The following is a 23,932-nucleotide window of genomic DNA, read 5'->3' as shown; positions in this document are numbered from 1 at the left end:
CTAGAGAACCCGTCAGGCACCATTCGGTACGTGACCACCGACAGCTTCCTCGCCGACTGCCGCGCCCGCCTCGCCTTCGACCTGCTCGCCAACACCTGGAACGCCGTGGTCCTGTGGGCCCTGCGCGACGGGCCGCTGCGCCCGGTCGAGCTGCGGGAGAGGATCGGCGGCATCAGCTCCAAGGTCCTCACCGAGACCCTGCACCGGCTCCGGTTCAACGGTCTGGTCGAGCGCCACGCCCTGCCCGGCGCCCCGCCGCGCGTCGAGTACCGGCTCACCGCGCTCGGCCGCACCTTCCTCGCGCCCATCGACGCCGTCGGCGCCTGGGCCTTCGAGCACGGCGACGAGGTGATGGCCGCCCAGGAACGCGCCGAGGCCCGGCCGCAGACGCGCTCGGAGGCCCGCCGCCCGATCGCCACCACGCGCCCCGGGGGCTCCACCCCGTGACCGAACGCTGACCGTGCGGATGCGAACCAGGTGTGCGGCGACTAGGCTTGATGGCGATCTCAAGGGCTCCCGGGATCGCCATCCCCCCTTGCCTCCAGTCGTGACCGACGGGAGAGTTTCATGTTCATTCTTGCCATGACGTGCGTGGCGGTCGTTCTGACAGGCGTCCTGACAGGCGTCCTGGTCCGCCTCGCACGACCCGCCTACGCCGATCTCAAGTGCGGCGACGCGCCCATGTACTTCGACGGCGGGCTCGTCGTCACGTGGGCGGGACCCGCCCCGAGGGAAGCGCGGGTGACGCTGACGGACGGCGATGTCTTCGAGCGGGTGGAGCGGGCCACCGGGCCGGGAATTCCCTCGGACTACCCGGAGAAGTATCTGCGGGGCCTTCGCACGTCCGACGTGTTCAACGCCTGCACCGCGTGGACTCCCGACGAGCTGGTGCGCTGGCAGGGGCGCTACGGGATCGAGATGGAGCCCGAACCCCTGAGCGTCTTCGACGACTACCTCAAGAGCGGCAACACCATCTTCATGGCGCTGGTGGACCATCCGAGCGTCTCCGATCCGGGATCGTTCGTGGCCTGCAGCCTGGTGCTCCAGCGGGCCGTGATCGTCTTCAACGGCGGACGCCAGGACCTGTTCCTCCGCTCGTACTTCCACAGCGCGCGGGCGGACTCGTCGGAGTTCGTCAACTTCGCGCCCGGCGGCAGCGTCCACTACTCGTTCAGGACCGACACCGCCTGGTTCCCCCTGGAGCTGACCCGGTTCATCTCCGAACCCTCCTCGTACGTCGAGCTGGACATCGTCACCCCCGAGGGATTCGACGAAGGCCTTCTGCCGGCCCCCTTCTCAACGCGAGAGAGCGGCCACACCCTGCTGGGCGGCATCACGTACCGGGTGAGGCGGGCCTCGGCCGTCTTCAGGATCGGAGATCAACGTCGGACCATCCCCGACTTCAGGCTCGCGCTCGGCCGCTGACCTTCCGGGTCCGCCCCGCCGAGGCCGGGCGGGGCGGGCCTTCTGACGCTCGGCCAGGGGAGAAGCCCGTGCACACCGCCGAGATCGTGTACCTGGCCGGACTGGCGCTGGCGGTCATGGCCGTGGTGTCGTCGACCTCCTTCGTCCGGATAGCGTCGGAGTCCATGGCGCCGACCCTGGTCGTCGACGACCGGCTCCTGGTGCTCCGGAGGTCGGTGCTGACGCGGCGCTGTCCCGCTCGCGGCCAGGTGGTCGTCTTCACCGGCGGTGCCGACGGTGCCGACGGTGCCGACGGGCGCAGGATGGTCAAGCGCGTGGCCGCCACAGGCGGGGACAGCCTTCTTGTCGGCGGCGGCTCCCCGGCGGACGGCGCGCTCGGCCACGGGAAGCGGGTCGATGTACCCCCGGGCGGGATCTTCGTCCTGGGCGACAACCGAAGGGTTTCGCACGACTCGCGTGACTACGGGTGCATCGGTGCTCGGCAGGTGACGGGCCGGGCTCTTCTCGTCGTGTGGCCGCCGCGCCGCGTGCGGGTGGTCCGTTGACGACCGCTTCCGGCTCCCCGCCGTCGTCCGCCGACGCCGCCCGCGTGGAAAGTCGGCGGGGCCGACTTCCTGCGCCGGCCCCGAGACCGCGGAAGGCCGGGGCCGGCGCAGGAAGTCCCTGCCGGCCGGCGGTCAGTCGGACGCGGCGACGCCGACGGCCGTGCGCTGCGGCGGCGCGAGGGGCGTGCGCCGGGTGCGGTGCGCCCCGACGGCGGCGAGGGTCGCGCAGGCCCCGATGAAGGCCAGGCCCAAGGGCACGGCCCGGATGTCGGTGGCGACGAACCAGCCGATCGCCGTCGGGAAGAGCACGCTGCCGCTCATCGAGGCCGCGATGGCGAGCCCCACGGACCGGCGGTCGCCGCCGCGCTGCGCGATCCAGGCCAGACCGCTGGGGAACACCGGCCCCAGCGCGAGCCCGGCCAGCAGATAGCCGGCGACCGCCCCGTGCGGCAGCGAGGCGACGAACAGGAAGACGCTGGTCCCGGCGAGTCCGGTGATGACCAGACCGGCCGTCGGCACCCTGCGGGCCAGGGCCACCGCGCCGAACTTGGACACCGCGGTGGCCCCCCAGAAGACGGCGACGATGCTCGCCGCGGCGGCCGCGCTGTGGCCCTGGCTCTGGATGTCCTTGGCGGCCCAGGCGCCGATTCCCGTCTCCAGGCCGCCGTAGCCCAGGTAGAGCAGCAGGAAGACGGCCAGCGCGTTCCTGCCGAGCGCCTTCGGCGCGCCCCCGTCCGCCGGCTCCTCCCGGGGCCCCCAGGCGGTGACCCGGCTGACGCGGAAGCAGAGCAGGGCCCCGAGGGCCGCGACGAGGAAGCCGTAGGGCCGGCCCCACTTGAGCGAGGCGCCGGCCAGCAGCGGGCCGAGCACGGTGCCCAGCGCGAAGACCCCGTTGAGGAGGTTGACCAGGCTCACCCCGTTGGCCTGGCGGGCGAAGGCGCTGTTCACGGTGAGCACGACGGTGCCGGCCCCGAAGCCGGCGAGCGCGCAGCCGAGCAGCCCGGCGGCGAGGCTCCCGGAGAGGTAGATCCCGGCGCAGCCGGCGGCGTAGAGCGCGGTGGCGAGCGGGAGCGTGCGGCGGCCGACGGACCGGACGGCGGAGGAGATCACCATCGCGGCCAGGCAGCCGGTGAAGAAGGCGGTGATCAGGTACGGGACGCCCGCCGCGCCGGAGGAGTAGCGCTTGTCGAACAGCGGCAGGAGCGGGCCGGTGCTGGACTGGGAAATACCCACGAGGAATAACAGAAAAAGGGCCGGAATGTATCCCTCGGCCTTTCGGATGCCTACGGGCACGGTGCCTCCTGTCAGTATGGACTGGTGGTGCGGAAAGGCGCTGGCGGGCCGGGTGCTTCGCCTGTGGCAGTTCATCAAACGGACGCGATCAGGTGATGTCCGTCACGCCAGGCATCGTCACAAAGGAACATAAATCGGTCATATCATCCTCTCATCTGCCCACCATCACGGAGAAATATCCACGCCGGGCAGCCGGCCGGGCAGCCCGTGTCCTTTCCGATTCGACCGCGATCTGACATAAAAGATACTGCGAAATGCACTCATCCCTTTTTGCCCGATGCGACGGAGGAATGACATGCGCTACGCAGTGACCGGCGGCGACGGGTTCATCGGTCAATACGCCATGCAGTACCTGCGGGAACAGGGCCACGAGGCCGTTTCCATCGACCGCCGGTCCGGTGTCGACCTGCTGGACGACAAGCTGCGGCCCGCGCTCGCGGGCGTCGACGGCGTGATCCACCTCGCCGGCATCCTCGGCACCGAGGAACTGTTCGCCTCGGTCGAGGACGCGATCGACGTCAACATCAAGGGCACCTACCGCGTGCTGGAGGCGTGCCGCGAGAACGGGGCCCGGTTCGTGGGCATCACCATGCCGCAGGTCTGGCAGAACGTGTACCAGAGCACCAAGCAGTGCGCGCAGAACCTCTCCTACGCGTGGCACGCGAACTTCGACGTCCCGGTCAGCCACGTGCGGGCCTTCAACGCCTTCGGCGCGGGGCAGAAGCACTACGGGGTGCAGAAGATCGTCCCCACCTTCTCCCTCCGCGCCTGGAACAACGAGCCGATCCCGGTCTGGGGCGACGGCGAGCAGACCGTCGACCTGGTGTACTCGGCCGACCTCGGCCGGATGCTCGTCGAGGCGCTCGGCTTCGGTGACCGCGAGGTCTTCGACGGCGGCACCGGCGTCTCCTTCACCGTGAACGAGGTCGCCCGGATGGTGCTGGAGGTGACCGGCTCCACGGCCGGCATCGCGTACCTGCCGATGCGCAAGGGCGAGACCCGGAGCGCCGACCTGGTGGCGAAGGGCGAGGGCTGGGACAGGCTGGGCTGGCACCCCGAGTTCCGCGAGTCGGACCTGGAGCAGACGGTCCTGTACTACCGTCAGTTCGCCAACTCCTGAGCCCGGGGGCCGTCGTGGACCAGCTGTTCGAAGTCGTGGACAAGACGCTGCCGTTCTGTCCGCCGGACGACCGTGCGGCCCGTCTCACGGTCCAGGTGACCGTGACCGGCGGCGGGGCCCGGCCGCGCACCACCTCCTTCGGGCTGGTCTTCGGCGCCGACGACCTGCTGGGCTGCTGGTGGGGCGACTCACCGGCGGTCCGGCTCCGGCTCGGCCTGTCCGCCGACGCGCCGGCGCGGGTCCGCGGGGGTGCGGCCACCGGCACCTCGCTGGTCATGTCCGGACAGATCGGGTTCTCCGCGGACTGGGCCGAGCTGGCGGCCCTCCGGGCGTGCGCGGGCGGCCCGCTGTTCCGGGAGTACGCGCGGGCGCTGGACGGGCTTCCCGCCGTGCCGGCGGTCCCGTCCCCGGGGAACGGCCGGCGGGCGGTGGCCGTCCTGGCGGCACCGAACGACGCGGACGGCACGCTGAGCAGCATCGCGCGGGCGCGCACCCTTCACGCCGTGGAACTGCTGGAGACGCCGGGCACGCGGCTGGTGCTGACCGGGGGCTTCGGGGCGCAGTTCAACACCACGGAGCAGCCGCACTGGCGGCACTGCGCGGCCTGGCTGGCGGCGCGGCCCGGCGGGCCGCCGCCCGTCTTCGCGTGCCTGGAGACCCGCCACAGCTACGACGACGTCCTGTTCGTCGACGCGTTGGCGCGCCGGCACGGGTTCGGGGAGGTGGTGCTGGTGACGTCCGACTACCACGCGCCCCGGGTCCGGTACATCGCGAGCCTGGTGATGCCCGCCTGCCGGGTCGCGGAGGTGGTCCATCCCGACCTGCCGGACGGGGAGTTGGCGCGGCTGCGGCGGCACGACGCGGGCGCGCTCGGCAAGACGGTCGCCTCGACGCTCCTCTTCGGGCGCGACCGGTCCCTGCTGCCGCTGCGGCGGGTGGAGGGCGCCGGCGGGCCCGGCGAGGTGTGGCGCCTCGACACCACCGGCTCGGAAGGATGAGTGAGGACGGGAATGGGTCAGATGTTCTGCGAGCGTATTCTGTTCGACCTCGACGGCGTGCTCGTCGACTCGCTGCCGCTCATCGAACGCATCCTGCGGGACTGGGCGGTGCGTCACGGCCTGGACGCCGACGACGCGGTGGCCAAGTCGCACGGGCGGCGGGACATCGACCTGATCGCGCTGATCGCACCGGAGCTGGACGCGGCCTACGAGGCGGGTGTCATCGCCGGGCTGGAGGAGCACGACTTCGAGGGCATCCGGCCGATCCCGGGGGCGCGGGAGCTCCTGGACTCGCTGCCGCCGGGGAGTTGGGGCGTGGTCACCTCGGGGACCCGGCGGGTGGCCCGGGGGCGGCTGGCGGCGGCGGGACTGCCGGAGCCGGCGGTGCTGTTGGCCGCCGAGGACTTCGAGCGGGGCAAGCCGGACCCCGAGGGGTACCTCAAGGGCGCGGCGGCGCTGGGGACTCCGGCCGGGAGATGCGTGGTGATCGAGGACGCCCGGGCGGGGGTCGAGGCCGCCCTGGCGGCGGGGATGCACTGCATCGGGCTGGGGGGCGGTCTGGGCGGGTTGCCCGAGGGGGCGCTCGCGGGGGCGGTGGAGGATCTGACGTCCATTCATGTGGCGGCGCTGGAACAGGGGTTGCTGCTGGAGGTCCGGCGCTCGCGGTAGCCACCGGAGGGGTTCGCCGATCGACGGAGGGGCCCGGAGGAAGAACTCCTCCGGGCCCCTCGGGGACATCTCGCTATCCCACGGTCACCAACGTGCCCAGCGCCTGCGCCACGCGGTCGATCGCCGTACAGACAACCTCCGGCTGATAAGCCGTGAAGCACAGCCGGAAGTATCCGGGGGCGGGGCTGTGCATGGTCTCACCGGGCAGCAGGGCGACTTCGGCCGCCGGGCCGGCCAGGTAGTTGAAGAGCCACAGCTCGTCCTCGTTCACGTCGCCGTCCCGCGTAAACGGCAGCGGCGTCACGGTGGCCGCGCCCTCGGGCGGGCGCTTGCCCAGGTAGGCCGTCAGGTCGATCCAGAAGAACTGCGCCGGGTTGTCGCCCTCCGTGTGGACGAACTCGATCCCCCGCTGCACCAGCCGGTCCCGGACCTTCTCGAAGCTCGCGGTCAGCAACTCCCGGTACCGGGACATCGCGTAGTCGGTGTACAACTCCGCGCCGCCCCCGTTCACCGTCGTGTCCAGGATCGCCCGCAGCACGTAGTGCTTCAGCGAGTCGACCGGAGTGAACCACGACATCGGGTGCTTCTTCTCCTCGATGCCCTTCGTCCCCAGCATCGCCCGCTGCACCGGACCGGACCTCGACACCAGGAAGCCCGTCCGGAACCCCGAGAGCCCGAAGTCCTTCGCGAACCCCCACACCACGTGGATCCGCTCCGGCGCCCGGTCGTACGCGTCGAGCGCCAGCGCGCTCGTGAACGGCACCCGCCCGCCGTCGACCTGCGAATGACAGTAGATCTCATCGGAGAGGACGTGCATCTCCGTCTCGTCGAGCACCCACGCGTAGATCTCGTCCAGGAGCGGCTGACCGTAGTTGACGCCCAAGGGGTTGTGCGGGTTGGTCAGCGCCAGCAGCCGGGGGTACTCGGCGTTCACGCGGTAGTACCGGTAGTACTCCTCCTTGATCGCGTCCAGCGTGAGCCGGAACCGCCCCTCCCCCTCGGTGGGCAGCGGCACCGGGACGCACTTCAGCTTTGGCCGCTGCTCGAACGACCAGTTGAACCCCTGCCAGTACGGCGCCGGCAGCAGCACCGCGTCCCCCTCCTTCAGCGGCGGCGGACCGGCCTCCCCCGGCAACAGCGGACCCTGGAGCGCGAACGCGAGACACTCCAGCGCCGAGCCGACGCCGCCCGTGCCGAAGAGGTCGCCCGGCGCCACCGGCGCCTCGAAGGCCTTGGTCAGCAGCACCGCGACCTTCTCGCGCAGCTTCGGGTCGCCGTACGCACTGATGTAGTGGATGTACTTCTCCGGCAGCAGGCGGGTGTCGTCGAACACCATCTTCTGCATCGAGTCCTCGTAGACGAGGACGTTCTCCGCGACGGACAGGTCGAGGAAGTCGTCCGGAGCGAGCTCACGGCGGTAGAGCGCGAGGGCCTGCTCGAAGTCGGGGATGCGAGCGATCAGCTCGGCGGGCTCGATCGGGCCGGTCGAAACGGTCATGACGGAGTGGCTGCCTTCCAGGGTCGCTGACGGTGCGCACGCGGATGGCTTCAGCGCACCACGCTCCCGCACTCCCCGTCAGCCATCCACGCCCATCCAGCGACATGGACAGGAGCTCACTCCTTGCGCCGCGCCCTCCCCCGCACCAACGCGCCCCCGCTCACCACCAGCGCCGTGCCGAGCGCGTACACCGGCAGCCACCGCGTGGTCGTCGCGGCCAGGCAGTCGTCCACCGCCACCCGGCTCTGCTGCTCCCGCGCGTACGCCAGCGCCGCCGCGTCCCGCCCGGCGAGGTCTCCCAGCGCGGCCTGGGCGTGCAGGCTCTCGTACCGGCCCGCCTGCACGCACCCCTCCCTCGTGCCCGGCATCGGGAACAGCCGGTCCCACCGCTGCAACGCCGGCGCCAGCGCCAGCGCCACGCACAGGCCCACCACCAGCGAGTACGCCGCCAGACTCCACCCGTACCCGCCAGTCCCCCGCGCCGGCACCCGCCCGAACGCCAGGACCACCGCGAGCAGCGTCACCCCCAGATACGTGGAGAACCACTGCCACGAGCCCTCCGCCAGCGAGAACGCCAGCACCACCCCGAGCGCCGTGCCGAGCACGCCGACATCGGCGCCGCCCCCCGCCGCCGCGCCACCGGCACCACCACGACCACGCACAGGCCCACTCCCGCCTCCCGGCTCCGGAGCACCAGCCTCCCGCCCGCCCCCGCCGGAACCGCACCGACGACACCGTGCCGCCCCCCGTACGGCGCAGCGCCCTCAGGCGCCGGCCAGTGGCTTCACCCAGCGCGTCCACTGCGGTTGCGGCGCGTACCCACCGGCCCGCCACGTGCGGTGGCCGAGCGCGTTCCCGTCCAGCACCATCGCGTCCACCCGCCGCCCGCCGAGCGCCGCGAACCGTTCCTCCGCGGCCGCCAGCAGGGCCGTGCCGATGCCGCGCCGGCGGTGCTCCGGGGCGACGGCGAGCCGGTACAGGTGACAGCGCCAGCCGTCCCAGCCGGCGATGACCGTGCCGAGCAGCACGGCCGGATCGTCCGCCCGGACGGCGACCAGCAGGCACTGCGGGTCGCGGGCGAGCAGCGCCGCCACGCCGTCGGCGTCGTCGGTGATGCTGGTGCCCTTGGCCGCGCGGGCCCACAGGGCGAGCACGGCGGGTATCTCGTCGGGGACGGCGGTACGCACGAGGAAGTCGCTCATGTGCGGGTGTCTACCAGGACCGCGCACCGGGCGACCGTGAATTTCACGGGCCGGACGGGCCGGACGCCAACTCCCACACCGTCGTCGTCTTCAGCGCCGCGTCCTCCAGGTCCGCGACCACCGGCACGTCGTACGCGGCCAGGGCGGTGAAGCGCTCGCGCGGCAGGTAGGCGCGGCCGGGGTCGCCGACGATCACGGTGGCGCCGCGTGCCCGGGCGCGTTGGAGGAACGGCAGGAAGCGGGCGGCCATCGCCCGCTCGTAGAAGACGTCCCCCGCGAGCACCACCTCCGCCGGCGCGCCGTCGCCGTCCAGCAGGTCCTCGACGGCCGCGGCCACCCGCACGCCGTTGGCCGCCGCGTTGACGCCGATGGCGGCGACGGCGTACGCGTCGATCTCGGCGGCCCGTACCGAACGGGCGCCGCACAGCGCGGCCGCGATGCCGACCAGCCCGCCGCCCGCCGCGAGGTCCAGCACCGTCCGGCCGGCGACCAGCTCCGGGTGGTCCAGCACGTAGCGGGCCACGCCGACGCCGCCCGCCCACGCGAAGGCCCAGAACGGCGGCGGCAGTCCGCGCTCGCCGCGCGCGGACTCGGTGGTCTCCCACAGCGCGATGGCGTCCTGCGCCATGTACAGCCGCACCTCGGGCACGAACGGCACCGGCCCGATCTCGGTATGCGCCCGAACGAACTCCTGATCCGACAACATGGCCGCCCCCGAACCCACCGGGCGTGTCTCGCTCAGCATGCGCAGCAGCATAAGGCCCCCGGGCGGGTGCTCCGTCCCCGCCGCCGGGGGCGCGGACCCGGGCGGCCGGCGAAGTGCCGGCCGCGCCGGCCACGCGGGGTGAGGGCGGGTCAGCCGGTGGTCTCGGCGGCGGCCCGGAAGCGGTTGATCGCGTCGAGGTGCCGGGCGCGCAGCTCGTGGTCGCGCACGCCCATGCCCTCCTCCGGGGCCAGGCAGAGCACGCCGACCTTGCCCTGGTGGAGGTTGCGGTGGACGTCGTAGGCGGCCTGTCCGGTCTCGTCCAGGGTGTAGGTGCGGGAGAGCGTCGGGTGGATCTTGCCCTTGGCGATCAGCCGGTTGGCCTCCCAGGCCTCGCGGTAGTTGGCGAAGTGCGAGCCGACGATGCGCTTGAGCGACATCCACAAGTAGCGGTTGTCGTACTGGTGGGTGTAGCCGGAGGTGGAGGCGCAGGTGACGACGGTGCCGCCCTTGCGGGTGACGAAGACGCTGGCGCCGAAGGTCTCCCGGCCGGGGTGCTCGAAGACGATGTCGACGTCCTCGCCGCCGGTCAGCTCGCGGATGCGCTTGCCCAGGCGCTTCCACTCGCGCGGGTCCTGGGTGTGCTCGTCCTTCCAGAACCGGTAGCCCTCGGCGCTGCGGTCGATGATCGCCTCGGCGCCCATCGACCGGCAGATCTCGGCCTTCTGCGGGCTGGAGACCACGCAGACCGGGTTGGCCCCGCCGGCGAGGGCGAGCTGGGTGGCGTAGGAGCCGAGGCCGCCGCTGGCGCCCCAGATCAGCACGTTGTCGCCCTGCTTCATACCGGCGCCGTTGCGCGAGACCAGCTGGCGGTACGCGGTGGAGTTGACCAGGCCGCAGGCGGCGGCCTCCTCCCAGGTCAGGTGGGCGGGCTTGGGCATCAGCTGGTTGGACTTCACCAGCGCCAGCTGCGCCAGGCCGCCGAAGTTGGTCTCGAAGCCCCAGATCCGCTGCTCCGGGTCGAGCATGGTGTCGCCGTGGCCGTCGGCGGACTCGAGTTCCACCGACAGGCAGTGGGCGACGACCTCGTCGCCGGGCTTCCAGGCGTTGACCCCGGCGCCGGTGCGCAGCACGACGCCGGCCAGGTCGGAGCCGATGACGTGGTAGGGCAGGTCGTGCCGCTTGGCCAGGGGCGAATGTCTGCCGTAGCGCTCCAGGAAGCCGAAGGTGGGCAGCGGCTCGAAGATCGAACTCCACACCGAGTTGTAGTTCACGGAGCTGGCCATGACGGCCACCAGGGCCTCGCCCGGGCCGAGTTCGGGCACGGCCACCTGCTCGACGTGCAGGGACTTGCGCGGGTCCTTGTCCCGGCTGTTCATGCCGGCGAACATCTCGGCGTCCTGCTTGCGGACCGTCACGGCGCGGTAGGACTCGGGGACGGGCAGGGCGGCGAAGTCCCGCCGGGTGGCTTCACCGGACACGACGGCGTTCAGGATGGATTCCACGTCGATCACCTCAAGGCGGCTGAGTACTGCGACAGATGGGAGGCGGTGGGGGAAGGCCCGGCCCTCGCCGAACGGAATCGCGGGGCGCACCGGCCGCCATCGTAGGACCCGAGGACCCCCTACTCGGCCGTCCCACCTCCCCTAAAGCAGCCAGAGCAGGTCGGGTTCCGGACACATTTCTTCGACAAAGGCCCGGTTTTCCGGATAGCCAACGTGCAGGTCACTGATACCCGGCCGACCACCGCCGTTCATCGGCCGATGCAACGAACGGTGCGGGAGCGGCAGTTGTCCGGCCGGCCGGCCCGGCGTCCGCCCCGCGCAACTGGCTGAAAATGTGTCACTGCAGTGGTTTATCCCGGAAGAGGCCGTCATGTACACCCCTATCCTCGCCCCCCGACACCCCTATCTTCCCCGGAGATCCTGCGCCGCCCGGCCGGATCCGACACACCGACAGCTCCCGGCCACCGGCTCTTGTGTACGAAGAAACCGGTCGAGGTCATCCTATTGATCGCCACCGGTGTCACTCGGGTACCATCCCCCCAACTGTCGCCAGTCTTACGGGATACGCCCGTGGCGTCTGACCTTCGATCGGAGTCTTGAGGATGCTGACCGGCAGAGGCGAGCAACTCACCAAGCTGGCTGATGAATTCTTCCGGTGCCTCTCCCGCAATGCAGGTGTCGTCGTTATCCAAGGTCCAGCTGGATTTGGCAAGACAGCAATCTTAACGGAATTCGGACGACAGTTGGAGCACAGTCGGGCAGTGGTTCTGCGCATCACCGGGAACCCCGGGGAGCGCGAGGTCCCGCTGGCGGCCCTGCGCCAGCTGCTGCACGACCCCGGTCTGCCGGCCGCGGCGCACGCTCCGCTGCGGGCGGCGCTGGGCGTGCGGAACCCCGTCGGCGCCGCTCCCGCCGACCCCTCCGCCGCGGCCGGTCCGGCGGAGGCCGAGGCCCCCTCCGGCCAGCACGGCTTCTGTCTGGCCCTCCACGACCTCACCTCCCGCATGCCCGTGGTGGTCCTGGTGGACGACGTCCAGCACGTCGACTCGGCGACGCTGCGCCACCTGCTGGCCGCCACCCGCACCATGCACGGCGGCCCGATGCTGCTGGTCTTAACGGAGTCCGCCGTCCACGAGCGGTGCGGCGACCCGGCGCTGCGCACCCTCTTCCTCCAGCACCCGAACCGGCGCCGGATCATCCTGCCCCCGCTGCGCCCGGACGACGTGGCCGAGGTGCTCGGCGAGACCTTCGGGACGGCCGAGGCGCACCGGGTCGCCGCGTCCTGGCACGCCGTCAGCGGCGGCAACCCGCTCCTCCTGCGGGCCCTGCTGGAGGACCACCACACCGCCACCGCCCAGGCAGTGGCCCCCACCACCGGCGAACCCCAGGCCGGTGAGGCCTTCATCTCCGCGGTGCGCAGCATCCTGCGGCGCTCCGGCCCGATCGCCGAGGACCTGGTGACGGGGCTGTCGGTGCTCGGCCGCGCGGCGTCGCCCGACCTGCTGAGCCTCATGCTGGACGCCAGCCGCGGCACCGTGATCCGCGGCATCCAGGCCCTGAACGCGGTCGGGCTGACGGACGGCTCCACGCTGTGCCACCCGCTGGTGCAGACGACCCTGCGCGACGAGATGGCGCCGCAGGCCCGCGCCGCCCTGCACTGGCGGGCGGCCGAGGTGCTGCACCGCGTCGGCGCCGACAACCTGGAGGTCGCCGCCCACCTGCTGGCCGCCGGGACGTCCGCCTCCCTCCAGGCGTGGGCCGTCGACGTCCTGCGCCACACGGCCGAGCAGGTGCTCGCCTGCGACGTGCCGCTCGCGGTGCGGTACCTGGAGCTCGCCTGCGCCGCCAGTACCGGCCCGGCGCAGCGCACCGAGATCCGGCTCAGGCTCGCGGCCGTCCTGCTGCGCCTGGACCCCTCGGCGGTGGAGACCCACCTGGTGGAACCGCTCACCCTGCTGGGCAGCGACCGGCTCCCCGCGTCCTGCGCGGGCCCGCTGGCCCGGCTGCTGCTCGCGCTGGGGCGGGTCGAGGAGGCGCGGCGGACGCTGCGCCGCTTCGGCGGCGCGGACCAGGACGATCCCACCGCCGCGCAGGTGCCCGGGACGTTCGACGGCGCGCTGATCGGCTCGACGCTGACGAGTGCGGCCTACAGCTCGGCCGCGCCGGCCGTGACGCTGCCCGGCCCCACCCCGGCGCGCCCGGTCCGCAACGAGCCGGTCGCCCTGGTGGCCGAGGGCTCGCTGCAGCTGCTCGCGCTCACCGAGGCGACCTTCGAGCCCGCCGTGACGGCCCTGTCCGCCCTGGCCGGGGGAAGCCGCGGCTCCACCGAGATCGAGACCTGGTGGCAGCTGCTGACCGGCGAGGCCCAGGGGTGGCAGACACCGGGCTGGCGCACCATACTCGCCATGATCCGCAGCGAGATCGCGCTGTGGCAGGGCGATCTGAACAAGGCCGTGGAGCACGCCTCCGACTCCCTGGAGGGGATCGCCGAGGAGGTCGGGAACGTGTTCGCCGCGGGGGCGATCGCGACCCAGATCCTCGCCTTCACCGCCATGGGGCGGCTCAACGCGGCGGCCCGCCAGCTCAGCCGCCCGGTCCGCGACAGCGTCTTCCGGAGCATCTACGGCCTGAAGTACCTGCGGGCGCGGGGGCACTACTACCTGGCGACCGGCCGGGCGCACGCCGCGCTCGGCGAGTTCCTCATGGCCGAGCGGCTCGCCAAGCAGTGGAACGTCGACCAGCCCGTGCTGCTGCCCTGGAACCTGGACGCCGCGGAGGCGTGGCTGCGCATCGGCGAGCGGGAGCCGGCCGAGCGCCTGATCAGGAGCCAGCTCAAGGAGATCGGAAGCTCCCGCATCCGGGGCACCGCGCTGCGGCTGCACGCCGGTCTCAGCGAGCCCGCGCTGCGCCCCCGGACCCTGGCCCTGGCGGTGGCGGAGCTGGAGCGCTCCGGCGACCGGCTCGAACTGGCCCGCGCGCTGGCCGACCTCGGCCGGGCGCACCGGGCGATGGGCGAGTTCAGCCGGGCCGGCACGATCACGGACCGGGCCTGGCAGATGGCCAAGGAGTGCGGGGCCGACGCGCTGTGCGAGGCGATCCGGCCGGGCCGGCTGAAGGCGCACGAGCGCTCGCAGGCGGACGACAGCGAGGCCAGCCCGCTCGCCAAGCTCAGCGATTCGGAGATCCGGGTCGCCGCCCTGGCGGCGCAGGGGTCCACGAACCGCGAGATCGCGGCCGAGCTGTACATCACCGTGAGCACCGTCGAACAGCACCTCACCCGGGTGTACCGGAAGCTCAACATCCGCGGACGGCGGCAGCTCATGATGGACTTCGGCGTGGACCGGGTCTCCATGGCGGCCGGATTCGCTTGACGGAATCGACGCACCGCCCGATCCGGCTCGGGCGGTGCCCCATTGTCTTCAACGCCGTTGGTGCGGCATCGAATTGATCGGCCGCACGTTCACCGCCCGATTGCCCGCCGCCTTCGGGCCGTTCAATGCTGCCCGCACAACCGCGGCCGGCGGAACCCCCGGAGAACCCCTTAACCGGCGCGAATAGCGGTAGGGGTGGCATTCGGGGAACTAGGGGTTGGTCGGCCCCCGCCCCCGGCGATAGCCTCCCACCAGCTCCAACTGCCCATCTTTCTTCCGCATTTGATTTTCCTGTGGAGAGGCGATCCGAGTCGCGATGTCTGGGAACAGCGAGATGCACAACGATCCGATCGCCGTCGTCGGACTGGCCTGCCGCCTTCCGCGCGCCACCGGTCCGGAGGAATTCTGGGCAGTGCTCCGTGACGGCGTCGACGCCATTACCGGAATACCCGGGGACCGCTCCGGGATCGCCGGGGCCGCCCCGGAAACCGGCCGGGGCGGATTCGTCGAGCAGATCGACCGGTTCGACCCGGCGTTCTTCGGGATATCGCCGCGCGAGGCCGCCGCCATGGACCCGCAGCAGCGTCTCGTGCTGGAGCTCGGCTGGGAGGTGCTGGAGGACGCCGGCGCCGTCCCCTCCTCCCTGGCGGGCAGCCGCACCGGCGTCTTCGTCGGGGCCGTCGCGGACGACTACGCGGCCCTCCAGCACGGGCTGGGCCTGCCGGGCCTCACCCAGCACTCGCTGACCGGACTGCAGCGCGGCGTCATCGCCAACCGCCTCTCCTACGTCCTCGGGCTGCGCGGCCCCAGCCTGGTCGTGGACACCGGCCAGTCCTCGTCGCTGGTCGCCGTCCACCTGGCCTGCGACAGCCTGCGGCGCGGGGAGTCGCACGTCGCGCTGGCCGGCGGGGTCAACCTCAACCTCGCCCCCGAGAGCTTCGCCGGCGCCTCGAAGTTCGGCGCCCTCTCCCCCGACGGCCGGTGCCACACCTTCGACGCCCGGGCCAACGGGTACGTCCGGGGCGAGGGCGGCGCCCTCGTGGTCCTCAAGCCGCTCTCCCGGGCGCTCGCCGACGGCGACCGGGTCTACTGCCTGATCCACGGCTCGGCGACGAACAACGACGGCGGCGGGCTCAGCCTCACCACGCCCGACCGGGCCGGGCAGGAGGAGGTCCTGCGCGAGGCCTACCGGCTGGCCGGGGTCGACCCCGCCGAGGTGCAGTACGTGGAGCTGCACGGCACCGGCACCAGGGTCGGCGACCCGGTCGAGGCGGCGGCCCTCGGAGCGGTCCTGGGCGCGGCCCGGTCCGCCGGAGGACCGCTGCGGGTCGGCTCCGCGAAGACCAACGTCGGCCACCTGGAGGGCGCGGCCGGCATCACCGGCCTGCTGAAGGCCGTCCTCTCGCTCCACCACCGCGAACTCCCGCCCAGCCTCCACTTCGAGACGCCCAGCCCCGCCATCCCGCTGGACGCGCTGAACCTCCGCGTGCAGACCGAGCGCGAGGTGTGGCGGCGTCCCGACGGCGGACCGCTGATCGCCGGCGTCAGCTCGTTCGGCATGGGCGGAAGCAACTGCCACGTGGTGCTGTCGAGTTGGACGGACGCCGAGCAGCACTCGGCGCCGGCCGGCAGCGGTTCCGTGGTCCCGTGGGTGGTGTCGGGCGCGTCCGCGGCGGCGCTGCGGGCCCAGGCCCGGCGGCTGGGCGAGCACGTGGCGGCCTCGCCGGAGCTGTCGCCGGTCGACGTCGGCTTCTCGCTGGCGACCGGCCGGACGGCGTTCGAGCACCGGGCGGCCGTGGTCGGGCGCGACCGCGAGGAACTGCTGCGCGCTCTGGAGGAGTTGGCGTCCGGTGACGCGGCGGGCACCCGGGCGGCCGACGGGTCGACCGCGTTCCTGTTCACCGGTCAGGGTGCGCAGCGTGTCGGCATGGGCCGGGAGTTGTGCGCGGCGTTCCCCGTCTTCGCGGCCGCCTTCGACGAGGTGTGCGCGGCGGTCGACGAGCACCTCGACCGGCCGCTGAACGAGGTCATCACCTCCGACGCCGACCTGCTGGAGGGCACCGGCTACGCCCAGGTGGCGCTGTTCGCGATCGAGGTCGCGCTGTTCCGCCTGGTCGAATCCTGGGGCGTGCGACCGGACTTCCTCGTCGGGCACTCGGTCGGCGAACTCGCCGCCGCCCACGTCGCCGGCGTCTGGTCGCTCCAGGACGCCTGCGCGCTCGTGGCCGCCCGCGGGCGCCTCATGCAGGCCCTGCCCAACGATGGCGCCATGGTCTCGGTGATCGCCTCCGAGGACGACGTCCTGCCGCACCTCGCCGGTCACGAGGGCCGCGTGTCCATCGCCGCCGTCAACGGACCCACCGCCACCGTCCTGTCCGGTGAGGAGGACGCCGTCCTGGCCATCGCGGAGGCGGGCGGCTGGAAGTCCACCCGCCTGCGGGTCAGCCACGCCTTCCACTCACCCCTCATGGAGCCGATGCTGGAGGACTTCCGCCGCATCGCCCAGGGACTCACCTACCACGAGCCCACGATCACCCTCATCTCCAACGTCACCGGCGAGGTCGCTTCGCCCGAACTCGTCCGATCGCCCGACTACTGGGTGCGCCACGTCCGCGAAGCCGTCCGCTTCCACGACGGCATGACCACCCTGAACGCCCGAGGCGTCACCCGCTACATCGAGTTCGGCCCCAACGCCGTCCTCACCACCATGGGCCAGAACTGCGTCCCCGACGGCGAGTTCATCGCCCTCCTGCGCAAGGACCGCCCCGAGGAGGAGTCCGCGGTCGCCGCGCTCGGCCGGATGCACAGCGCCGGCCTGACCGTCGACTGGACCGCCGTCTTCCCCGGCGCCCACCGCGTCGACCTGCCCACCTACGCCTTCCAGCGCGAGCGCTACTGGCTCGACACCCCGGTGCCCGAGCTGGACGCCGCCGGCGCCGGGGAGCCGTCGGCCTGGCGCGACCGCCTGGCCGCCCTCCCCGACGAGGCCGGGCAGCAGGAGGCCGCCGAGGAACTCGTCCGCAAGCACGCCGCGTTCGTCCTCGGCCACGCCGCCCCCGACGCGATCGACACCGGCCGGGCGTTCAAGGACCTCGGCTTCGACTCGATCGGCGCGGTCGAACTACGCAACCAGCTGAACGCCGCCACCGGCCTGCGGCTGCCCGGCACGGTCCTCTTCGACCACCCCACGCCCGCCGCCCTGGCCCACCACATCCGGACCTCCGCGGCGGACCTCCCCGCCTCGCCCCGGCCTGCCGCCGCCCCCACCGCCGCCGCCCCCACCGAGGACGAGGGCGAGCACGACCACGACCCGATCGCGATCGTCTCGATGAGCTGCCGGCTCCCGGGCGGCGTGCGGACTCCCGAGGACCTGTGGGAGGTGGTCGCCGCCGGCCGGGACGTCGTGGCGGGCTTCCCCACCGAGCGCGGCTGGGACCTCGCGGACCTGTACGACCCCGACCCGTCCAAGCAGGGCAAGAGCTACGTCCGGGAGGGCGGCTTCCTGCACGACGCGGGCTGGTTCGACCCCGCCTTCTTCGGCATCAGCCCCCGCGAGGCCCAGGCCATGGACCCCCAGCAGCGGCTGCTGCTGGAGACCTCCTGGGAGGCCCTGGAGCGCGCCGGCATCCGGCCCGCGGCGCTGCAGGGCAGCCGCTGCGGGGTGTTCGTCGGGGCGATGCCCCAGGACTACGGGCCCCGGATGGAGGAGCCGTCGGAGGGGCACGAGGGCTACCTGCTGACCGGCAGCACCACCAGCGTCATCTCCGGCCGGATCTCCTACACCCTCGGCCTCGAAGGCCCCGCCGTCTCGGTGGACACCGCGTGCTCGGCCTCCCTGACGGCCATCCACCTGGCCGTCCAGTCGCTGCGCCGTGGCGAGTGCTCGCTGGCGCTGGCCGGCGGTGTCACCGTGATGTCCAGCCCCGGCATCTTCGTCGAGCTGAGCCGCCAGAAGGCACTCTCCGCCGACGGCCGCTGCAAGGCGTTCTCCGCGCGGGCGGACGGCACCGGCTGGGGCGAGGGCGCCGGCATGATCCTGCTGGAGCGGCTGTCCGACGCCCGCCGCAACGGCCACCAGGTGCTCGCCGTGATCCGCGGCAGCGCCGTCAACCAGGACGGCGCGAGCAACGGCCTGACCGCCCCGCACGGCCCCTCGCAGCAGCGGGTGATCCGGGCCGCGCTCGCCGACGCGGGCCTGTCCACCCGGGACGTGGACGCCGTCGAGGCGCACGGCACGGGCACCGCCCTCGGCGACCCGATCGAGGCCGGGGCGCTGCTCGCGACGTACGGCCAGGACCGGGCGGACGGGCAGCCGCTGTGGCTCGGCTCGCTGAAGTCCAACTTCGCCCACCCCCAGGCGGCGGCCGGGGTGGCCGGGGTCATCAAGATGGTGCTGGCCATCCGCCACGGCCTGCTGCCGCAGACCCTGCACGTCGACGAGCCGTCCCCGCACGTGGACTGGTCGGCGGGCGCGGTCGAACTGCTCACCGAGGCGACGCCGTGGCCGTCGACCGGGCGCCCGAGGCGCGCCGGCGTCTCCTCCTTCGGCATCAGCGGCACCAACGCCCACGCGATCATCGAGCAGGCCCCGCAGGAGGCCGACGCCCCGCCCACGGCGCAGGAGCCCTCCGCCCCGCTCCCGTGGACGCTCTCCGGCCGGACGGAGCGCGCGCTGCGCGCCCAGGCCGAACGGCTGCGCGAGCACCTCGCGGCCCACCCCGCCGCCGGGCTCGCCGACACCGGCTACTCGCTCGCCACCGCGCGCACCGCGTTCGGCCACCGCGCCGCGATCGTCGCGGACGACCGCGCGGGCTTCCTGCGGGGCCTCGACGCCCTCGCGGAGGGCGCGAGCGCGGCCGAGCTGGTGCAGGGAACGGGCACCGGCCGGCGCAAGGTCGCCTTCGTCTTCCCCGGCCAGGGCTCGCAGTGGCTCGGCATGGCGCAGCAGCTGTGGCAGGACTCCCCGGTCTTCGCCGGGCAGTTGCGGGCGTGCGCCGAGGCGTTCGAGCCGTTCATCGACTGGTCGCTGCTCGGCGTCCTGCACGACGAGCCGGACGCGCCCTCGCTGGAGCGCATCGACGTGATCCAGCCGACGCTGTTCGCGGTGATGGTGTCGCTGGCCGCCGTGTGGCGGTCGTACGGGGTCGAGCCCGCGGCCGTGGTCGGCCACTCGCAGGGCGAGATCGCGGCGGCCTACATCGCCGGCGGTCTGACGCTGGAGGACGCGGCCCGCATCGTGGCGGTGCGCAGCCTGCTGTGGTCGGAGCTCAGCGGGAAGGGCGGCATGATGGCCGTCTCGCTGCCCGCCGACGAGGCCCGCGAGCGGATCGGGCGCTGGTCCGACCGGCTGTCGATCGCCGCCGTCAACGGCCCGAGGTTCGTGACCGTCTCCGGCGACCCGGGGGCGCTCGACGAGCTGCTGGCCGAGCTGGAGGCCGAGGGGGTCCAGGCCCGCCGGATCCGCGGCGTCGACACGGCCGGCCACTCCGCCCAGGTGGAGGTCCTGCGCGAGCGCATGCTGGAGGGGCTGCGGACGGTGGCGCCGCTGGCCTCCGCCGTCCCGTTCTACTCGACCGTGACCCGCGAGCGGCTGGACACCCGCGGGCTGGACACCCGGTACTGGTACCGGAACATCCGCGACACGGTGGAGTTCGAGCAGGCCGCGCGGGAGCTGCTGGCCGCCGGCTTCACCGGGTTCGTCGAGTGCAGCCCGCACCCGGTGCTGCTGACGGCGCTGCAGGAGATCGCCGAGGACGCCGGCACCGAGATCGCCGCCGTCGGTACGCTGCGGCGCGACGAGGGCGGAGCGCGGCGCTTCGTCACCTCCCTCGCGCAGGCCCAGGTCCAGGGGATCGAGCCGGACTGGGAGGCCGTCTTCGCCGGGCACGGCGCGCGGCGGGTGGAGCTTCCGACCTACGCCTTCCAGCGCGAGCTGTACTGGCTCGACCGGCCCGCTCCGGGCGGTGACGTGTCGACGGCGGGCCTGGACCCGGCCGACCACCCGCTGCTCGGCGCCGCGGTCGCCCTGGCCGGCGCGGACGGCCACCTGTTCACCGGCCGGCTGGCCCTGCGGACGCACCCCTGGCTCGCCCACCACACGGCCCTGGGCACCCCGGTGCTGCCGGGCGGCGCCTTCGTCGAACTCGCCGTCCGCGCGGGCGACCGCGTCGGGTACGAGCGGATCGAGGAACTGGTCGTCGAGGCGCCGCTGGCGCTGCCCGCGCAGGGCGCGGTGGTGATCCAGGTCCGGCTGGGCGCGGCCGAGGACGACCGCCGCACCTTCGAGGTGTTCGCGCGGCCGGAGCAGGACGGCACGGAGCAGGACCGCGCCGAGCAGGCCGGGGCGGAGCAGCCCTGGCAGCGGCACGCCACCGGCCTCCTGGCGGCCGGCGGCGGCGCGGCCGAGCCGTTCGACCTGGCGGCCTGGCCGCCGGCCGGGGCCGCCCCGGTCGAGGGCGAGCGGGCGGACGGGATCACCGCCCTGTGGCGGCTGGGCGACGAGGTCTACGCGGAGGTCGCCCTCACCGAGGACACCGCGGGCGAGGCCGCGCTGTTCGGCCTGCACCCGGCGCTGCTGGAGGCCGCGCTGGGCGCGGCGGACGCGCTCGGCCGCGAGGACGGCGCCGCGGGCGCCGGGCAGGAGGGCCGCCTGGCGTTCGCCTGGAAGGGCGTCTCGCTGCACGCGACCGGTGCCTCCGCCCTGCGGGTGCGGCTGACCCCCACCGGCCCGGACGGGATGTCCCTCGCGCTCGCCGACCCGACCGGCCGGCCGGTGGCCGCCGTCGAGGAGGTGGCGCTGCGCGCGACGCGCCCGGAGGAGCTCCGGGGCGGGCGCCCCGCGTTCCACCGGTCGCTGCTGCGCGTGGACTGGAGCCCGGTGCGCGGCGGCGGATCCCCGGGGTCCCGCCGCTGGGCGGTCCTCGGCGACGACGGCCTCGCCCTGCGCGCCGGCCTCACCCTGCCGGCCTTCGACCCGGACGCGGACCTCACCGAGGTGCCGGAGGCGGTGCTGGTCGCCTGCGCCCCGCCGCAGGACGCCGCCGCCGGGACGGCGGAGGCCGTCCGGGAGGTCACGCACCGGGCCCTGGCGCTCGCCCAGCGCTGGCTCGCGGACGAACGGCTCGCCTCCTGCCGGCTGGTGTTCGTGACCCGGGGCGCCGTCGCGGCCGCCCCCGGCGAGGACGTGCCCGACCTCGCCCACGCCGCGCTGTGGGGGCTGATCCGCTCGGCGCAGACCGAGGAGCCGGACCGGTTCGTCCTGGTCGACCTGGACACGGCCCCGGAGTCGCTGCGCGCGCTGCCCGCCGCGCTGGCCTCCGGCGAGCCCCAACTCGCCCTCCGCGAGGGCGCCGTGCTCGTCCCCCGGCTCGCCCGGGTGCCGGCCGGCGCCCCGGCCGCCCGACCGTCCTTCGACCCGCGGGGCACCGTCCTGATCACCGGCGGGACCGGGACGCTGGGCGCCCTGGTGGCCCGGCACGCCGTGGCCGAGTACGGCGTGCGGCACCTGCTGCTGACCAGCCGGCGCGGGCTCGCCGCCGCGGGCGCCGAGGAGCTGCGGGCCGAACTGGAGGCGGCCGGCGCCTCGGTGACGGTGGCCGCGTGCGACGTCGCGGACCGCGCGGCGCTCGCCGCCCTGCTGGCCGGCCTCGACCCGGCCCACCCGCTGACCGCGGTGGTCCACACGGCCGGCGTGCTGGACGACGGCGTCCTCGCCGCCCTGACCCCGGAACGGGTCGACGCCGTCCTGCGGCCCAAGGTGGACGCGGCGGTGAACCTGCACGAGCTGACCGCCGGGCTGGACCTGACCGCCTTCGTGCTGTACTCCTCCGTCGTCGCCACCATCGGCGGCGCCGGACAGGCGAACTACGCCGCGGCCAACGCGTTCCTGGACGCCCTGGCCCGCCGCCGCCGGGCCGCCGGCCTGGCCGGCCAGTCGCTGGCCTGGGGCCTGTGGGCCGAGCGCAGCACCATGAGCGTCCACCTGGACGACACCGATGTGCAGCGGATGGCCCGCTCCGGCATTGCCGCCATGCCCTCCGCGGAGGGCATGGCCCTGTTCGACACCGCGCTCGCGGTCGGCGACGCCGCGCTCGTCCCGGCCCGTACGGACCTGGCGGCGCTGCGGGCCCAGGCCGACACCCGGCCGGTCCCCCACCTGTTCCGGGGCCTGGTGCGCACGCCCGGCCGGCGGGCGGCGCAGGGCCCCGCCGACTCCGGCGCCTCCTCGCTGGCCCAGCGGTTGGCCGCCCTGCCCGCGCCGGAGCGCGACCGGTTCCTGCTGGACCTGGTGCGCTCGCACGCCGCGGCCGTGCTCGGCCACGGCTCCCCGGAGGCGATCTCCCCGGCCCGGGCGTTCCGCGAGGTCGGCTTCGACTCGCTGACCGCCGTGGAACTGCGCAACCGGCTGAACACGGCCACCGGGCTGCGGCTGCCGACCAGCCTGCTGTTCGACTACCCGACCCCCGAGGCGCTCTCCGCGCACATCCGCACCGCGGCCCTCGGCGAGCCGGACGCCGCCCACGCGCCGGCGGCGGGCACCGCTGCTACGGCGGCGGACGACGACCCGATCGCCATCGTCGCGATGAGCTGCCGCCTGCCCGGCGGCGTGCGGAGCCCGGAGGACCTCTGGCAGCTGGTGGCCGACGGCGGCGACGTCATCTCCACCTTCCCCACCGACCGGAACTGGAACGTCGAGGAGCTCTACGACCCCAACCCGGACCAGCGCGGCAAGACCTACGCCAAGGAGGGCGGGTTCCTCTACGACGCCTACGACTTCGACCCGGAGTTCTTCGGGATCTCGCCCCGTGAGGCGCTGGCGATGGACCCCCAGCAGCGGCTGCTGCTGGAGACCTCCTGGGAGGTCGTGGAGCGCGCGGGCATCGACCCCGCCGCCCGGCGCGGGACGCCGACCGGTGTCTTCATCGGCACCAACGGGCAGGACTACGCCTCGCACCTGCGGCAGCTGCCGGAGGACCTGGAGGGCTACCTGCTGACCGGCAAGGCCGCCAGCGTGGTCTCCGGGCGCATCGCCTACGCGATGGGCCTGGAGGGCCCGGCGGTCACCGTCGACACGGCCTGCTCCTCGTCGCTGGTGGCGCTGCACCTGGCGGCGGAGTCGCTGCGCCGGGGCGAGTGCTCGATGGCGCTGGCCGGCGGTGTCACCGTGATGTCCACCCCCAGCCTGTTCATCGAGTTCAGCCGGCAGCGCGGGCTGGCCCGCGACAGCCGTTCCAAGGCGTTCTCCGCGGCCGCCGACGGAACGAGCTGGTCCGAGGGCGCCGGCATGGTCCTGCTGGAGCGGCTGTCGGACGCGCGGCGCAACGGGCACCAGGTGCTCGCCGTGCTCCGCGGCAGCGCGATCAACCAGGACGGCGCGAGCAACGGCCTCAGCGCGCCCAACGGCCCCGCCCAGCAGCGGGTGATCCGGGCCGCGCTCGCGAACGCCGGGCTGGAGCCCGGGCAGGTCGACGCCGTGGAGGCGCACGGCACCGGGACGACGCTGGGCGATCCGATCGAGGCCGGCGCGCTGCTGGCCACCTACGGCCAGGGGCGGCCCGAGGACCGGCCGCTGTGGCTGGGCGCGCTGAAGTCCAACATCGGTCA

At 73.6% G+C, this 23,932-nt stretch carries 14 protein-coding genes and 1 pseudogene; 8 read left to right on the top strand and 7 right to left on the bottom strand.

The window, feature by feature from the left end; translation table 11 throughout:
• Positions 1-30: 30 nt before the first annotated feature.
• The 3 genes from ABT093_RS20275 to lepB all read left to right on the top strand — a co-directional run bounded on the left by ABT093_RS20275 (position 31) and on the right by lepB (position 1,970).
• Positions 31-447, top strand: a complete 417-nt coding sequence (locus ABT093_RS20275) for a winged helix-turn-helix transcriptional regulator (protein ID WP_350566107.1) — start codon at positions 31-33, stop codon at positions 445-447.
• A 120-nt stretch (positions 448-567) separates the two neighbouring features.
• Positions 568-1,425 (top strand): hypothetical protein, encoded by an 858-nt coding sequence (locus ABT093_RS20270; RefSeq protein ID WP_350566105.1) that lies wholly within the window; start codon positions 568-570, stop codon positions 1,423-1,425.
• A gap of 68 nt (positions 1,426-1,493) precedes the next feature.
• Positions 1,494-1,970, top strand: coding sequence for a signal peptidase I (gene lepB / locus ABT093_RS20265; protein WP_350566103.1), 477 nt, complete (start codon positions 1,494-1,496; stop codon positions 1,968-1,970).
• A gap of 132 nt (positions 1,971-2,102) precedes the next feature.
• Here the strand turns inward: lepB and ABT093_RS20260 are convergent, their stop codons facing one another.
• Positions 2,103-3,338 carry an MFS transporter gene (locus tag ABT093_RS20260; protein ID WP_350566101.1) on the bottom strand — a complete coding sequence of 412 codons (1,236 nt, stop codon included), beginning with the start codon at positions 3,336-3,338 and terminating at the stop codon, positions 2,103-2,105.
• A 220-nt stretch (positions 3,339-3,558) separates the two neighbouring features.
• On the opposite strand from ABT093_RS20260, the gene ABT093_RS20255 reads away from it, so the two are divergent.
• Genes ABT093_RS20255 through ABT093_RS20245 form a run of 3 tightly spaced genes read left to right on the top strand, consistent with a single transcriptional unit; the run spans position 3,559 to position 6,050 of the window.
• Positions 3,559-4,383 (top strand): NAD-dependent epimerase/dehydratase family protein, encoded by an 825-nt coding sequence (locus ABT093_RS20255; RefSeq protein WP_350566100.1) that lies wholly within the window; start codon positions 3,559-3,561, stop codon positions 4,381-4,383.
• 14 nt (positions 4,384-4,397) lie between these two features.
• Entirely contained in the window at positions 4,398-5,381 is a 984-nt protein-coding gene (locus ABT093_RS20250; protein ID WP_350566098.1) for a YdcF family protein, read from the top strand.
• A gap of 21 nt (positions 5,382-5,402) precedes the next feature.
• Positions 5,403-6,050: an HAD-IA family hydrolase gene (locus ABT093_RS20245; RefSeq protein ID WP_350566096.1), complete on the top strand. Its 648-nt coding sequence runs from the start codon at positions 5,403-5,405 to the stop codon at positions 6,048-6,050.
• A gap of 73 nt (positions 6,051-6,123) precedes the next feature.
• Here the strand turns inward: ABT093_RS20245 and ABT093_RS20240 are convergent, their stop codons facing one another.
• The 6 genes and pseudogenes from ABT093_RS20240 to ABT093_RS20215 form a co-directional block, all read right to left on the bottom strand.
• Complete coding sequence (locus tag ABT093_RS20240) at positions 6,124-7,548, bottom strand: pyridoxal phosphate-dependent aminotransferase (RefSeq protein WP_350566094.1); 1,425 nt, start codon at positions 7,546-7,548, stop codon at positions 6,124-6,126.
• Positions 7,549-7,664: 116 nt separating this feature from the next.
• Positions 7,665-8,210 carry a hypothetical protein gene (locus tag ABT093_RS20235; RefSeq protein WP_350566092.1) on the bottom strand — a complete coding sequence of 182 codons (546 nt, stop codon included), beginning with the start codon at positions 8,208-8,210 and terminating at the stop codon, positions 7,665-7,667.
• A 102-nt stretch (positions 8,211-8,312) separates the two neighbouring features.
• Complete coding sequence (locus ABT093_RS20230) at positions 8,313-8,750, bottom strand: GNAT family N-acetyltransferase (RefSeq protein WP_350566090.1); 438 nt, start codon at positions 8,748-8,750, stop codon at positions 8,313-8,315.
• Positions 8,751-8,793: 43 nt separating this feature from the next.
• Complete coding sequence (locus ABT093_RS20225) at positions 8,794-9,495, bottom strand: class I SAM-dependent methyltransferase (protein WP_350566089.1); 702 nt, start codon at positions 9,493-9,495, stop codon at positions 8,794-8,796.
• A gap of 110 nt (positions 9,496-9,605) precedes the next feature.
• On the bottom strand, positions 9,606-10,964 hold the full coding sequence (gene ccrA, locus ABT093_RS20220) for a crotonyl-CoA carboxylase/reductase (protein ID WP_350566283.1): 1,359 nt from the start codon (positions 10,962-10,964) through the stop codon (positions 9,606-9,608).
• Positions 10,965-11,102: 138 nt separating this feature from the next.
• Positions 11,103-11,210, bottom strand: a pseudogene (locus ABT093_RS20215) (metallophosphoesterase); the annotation flags it as partial.
• A 350-nt stretch (positions 11,211-11,560) separates the two neighbouring features.
• On the opposite strand from ABT093_RS20215, the gene ABT093_RS20210 reads away from it, so the two are divergent.
• Entirely contained in the window at positions 11,561-14,329 is a 2,769-nt protein-coding gene (locus ABT093_RS20210; protein ID WP_350566281.1) for an AAA family ATPase, read from the top strand.
• Between the two features lie 334 nt (positions 14,330-14,663).
• Positions 14,664-23,932, top strand: a 9,269-nt coding sequence (locus ABT093_RS20205; protein ID WP_350566087.1) for an SDR family NAD(P)-dependent oxidoreductase, incomplete at its 3' end; no start/stop codon positions are given.

This window comes from Kitasatospora sp. NPDC002551 (genome assembly GCF_040296005.1).
GTDB lineage: Bacteria > Actinomycetota > Actinomycetes > Streptomycetales > Streptomycetaceae > Kitasatospora.
Note: the sequence above shows the minus strand (reverse complement) of the source record. Positions and strands in the feature narration are given on the sequence as shown.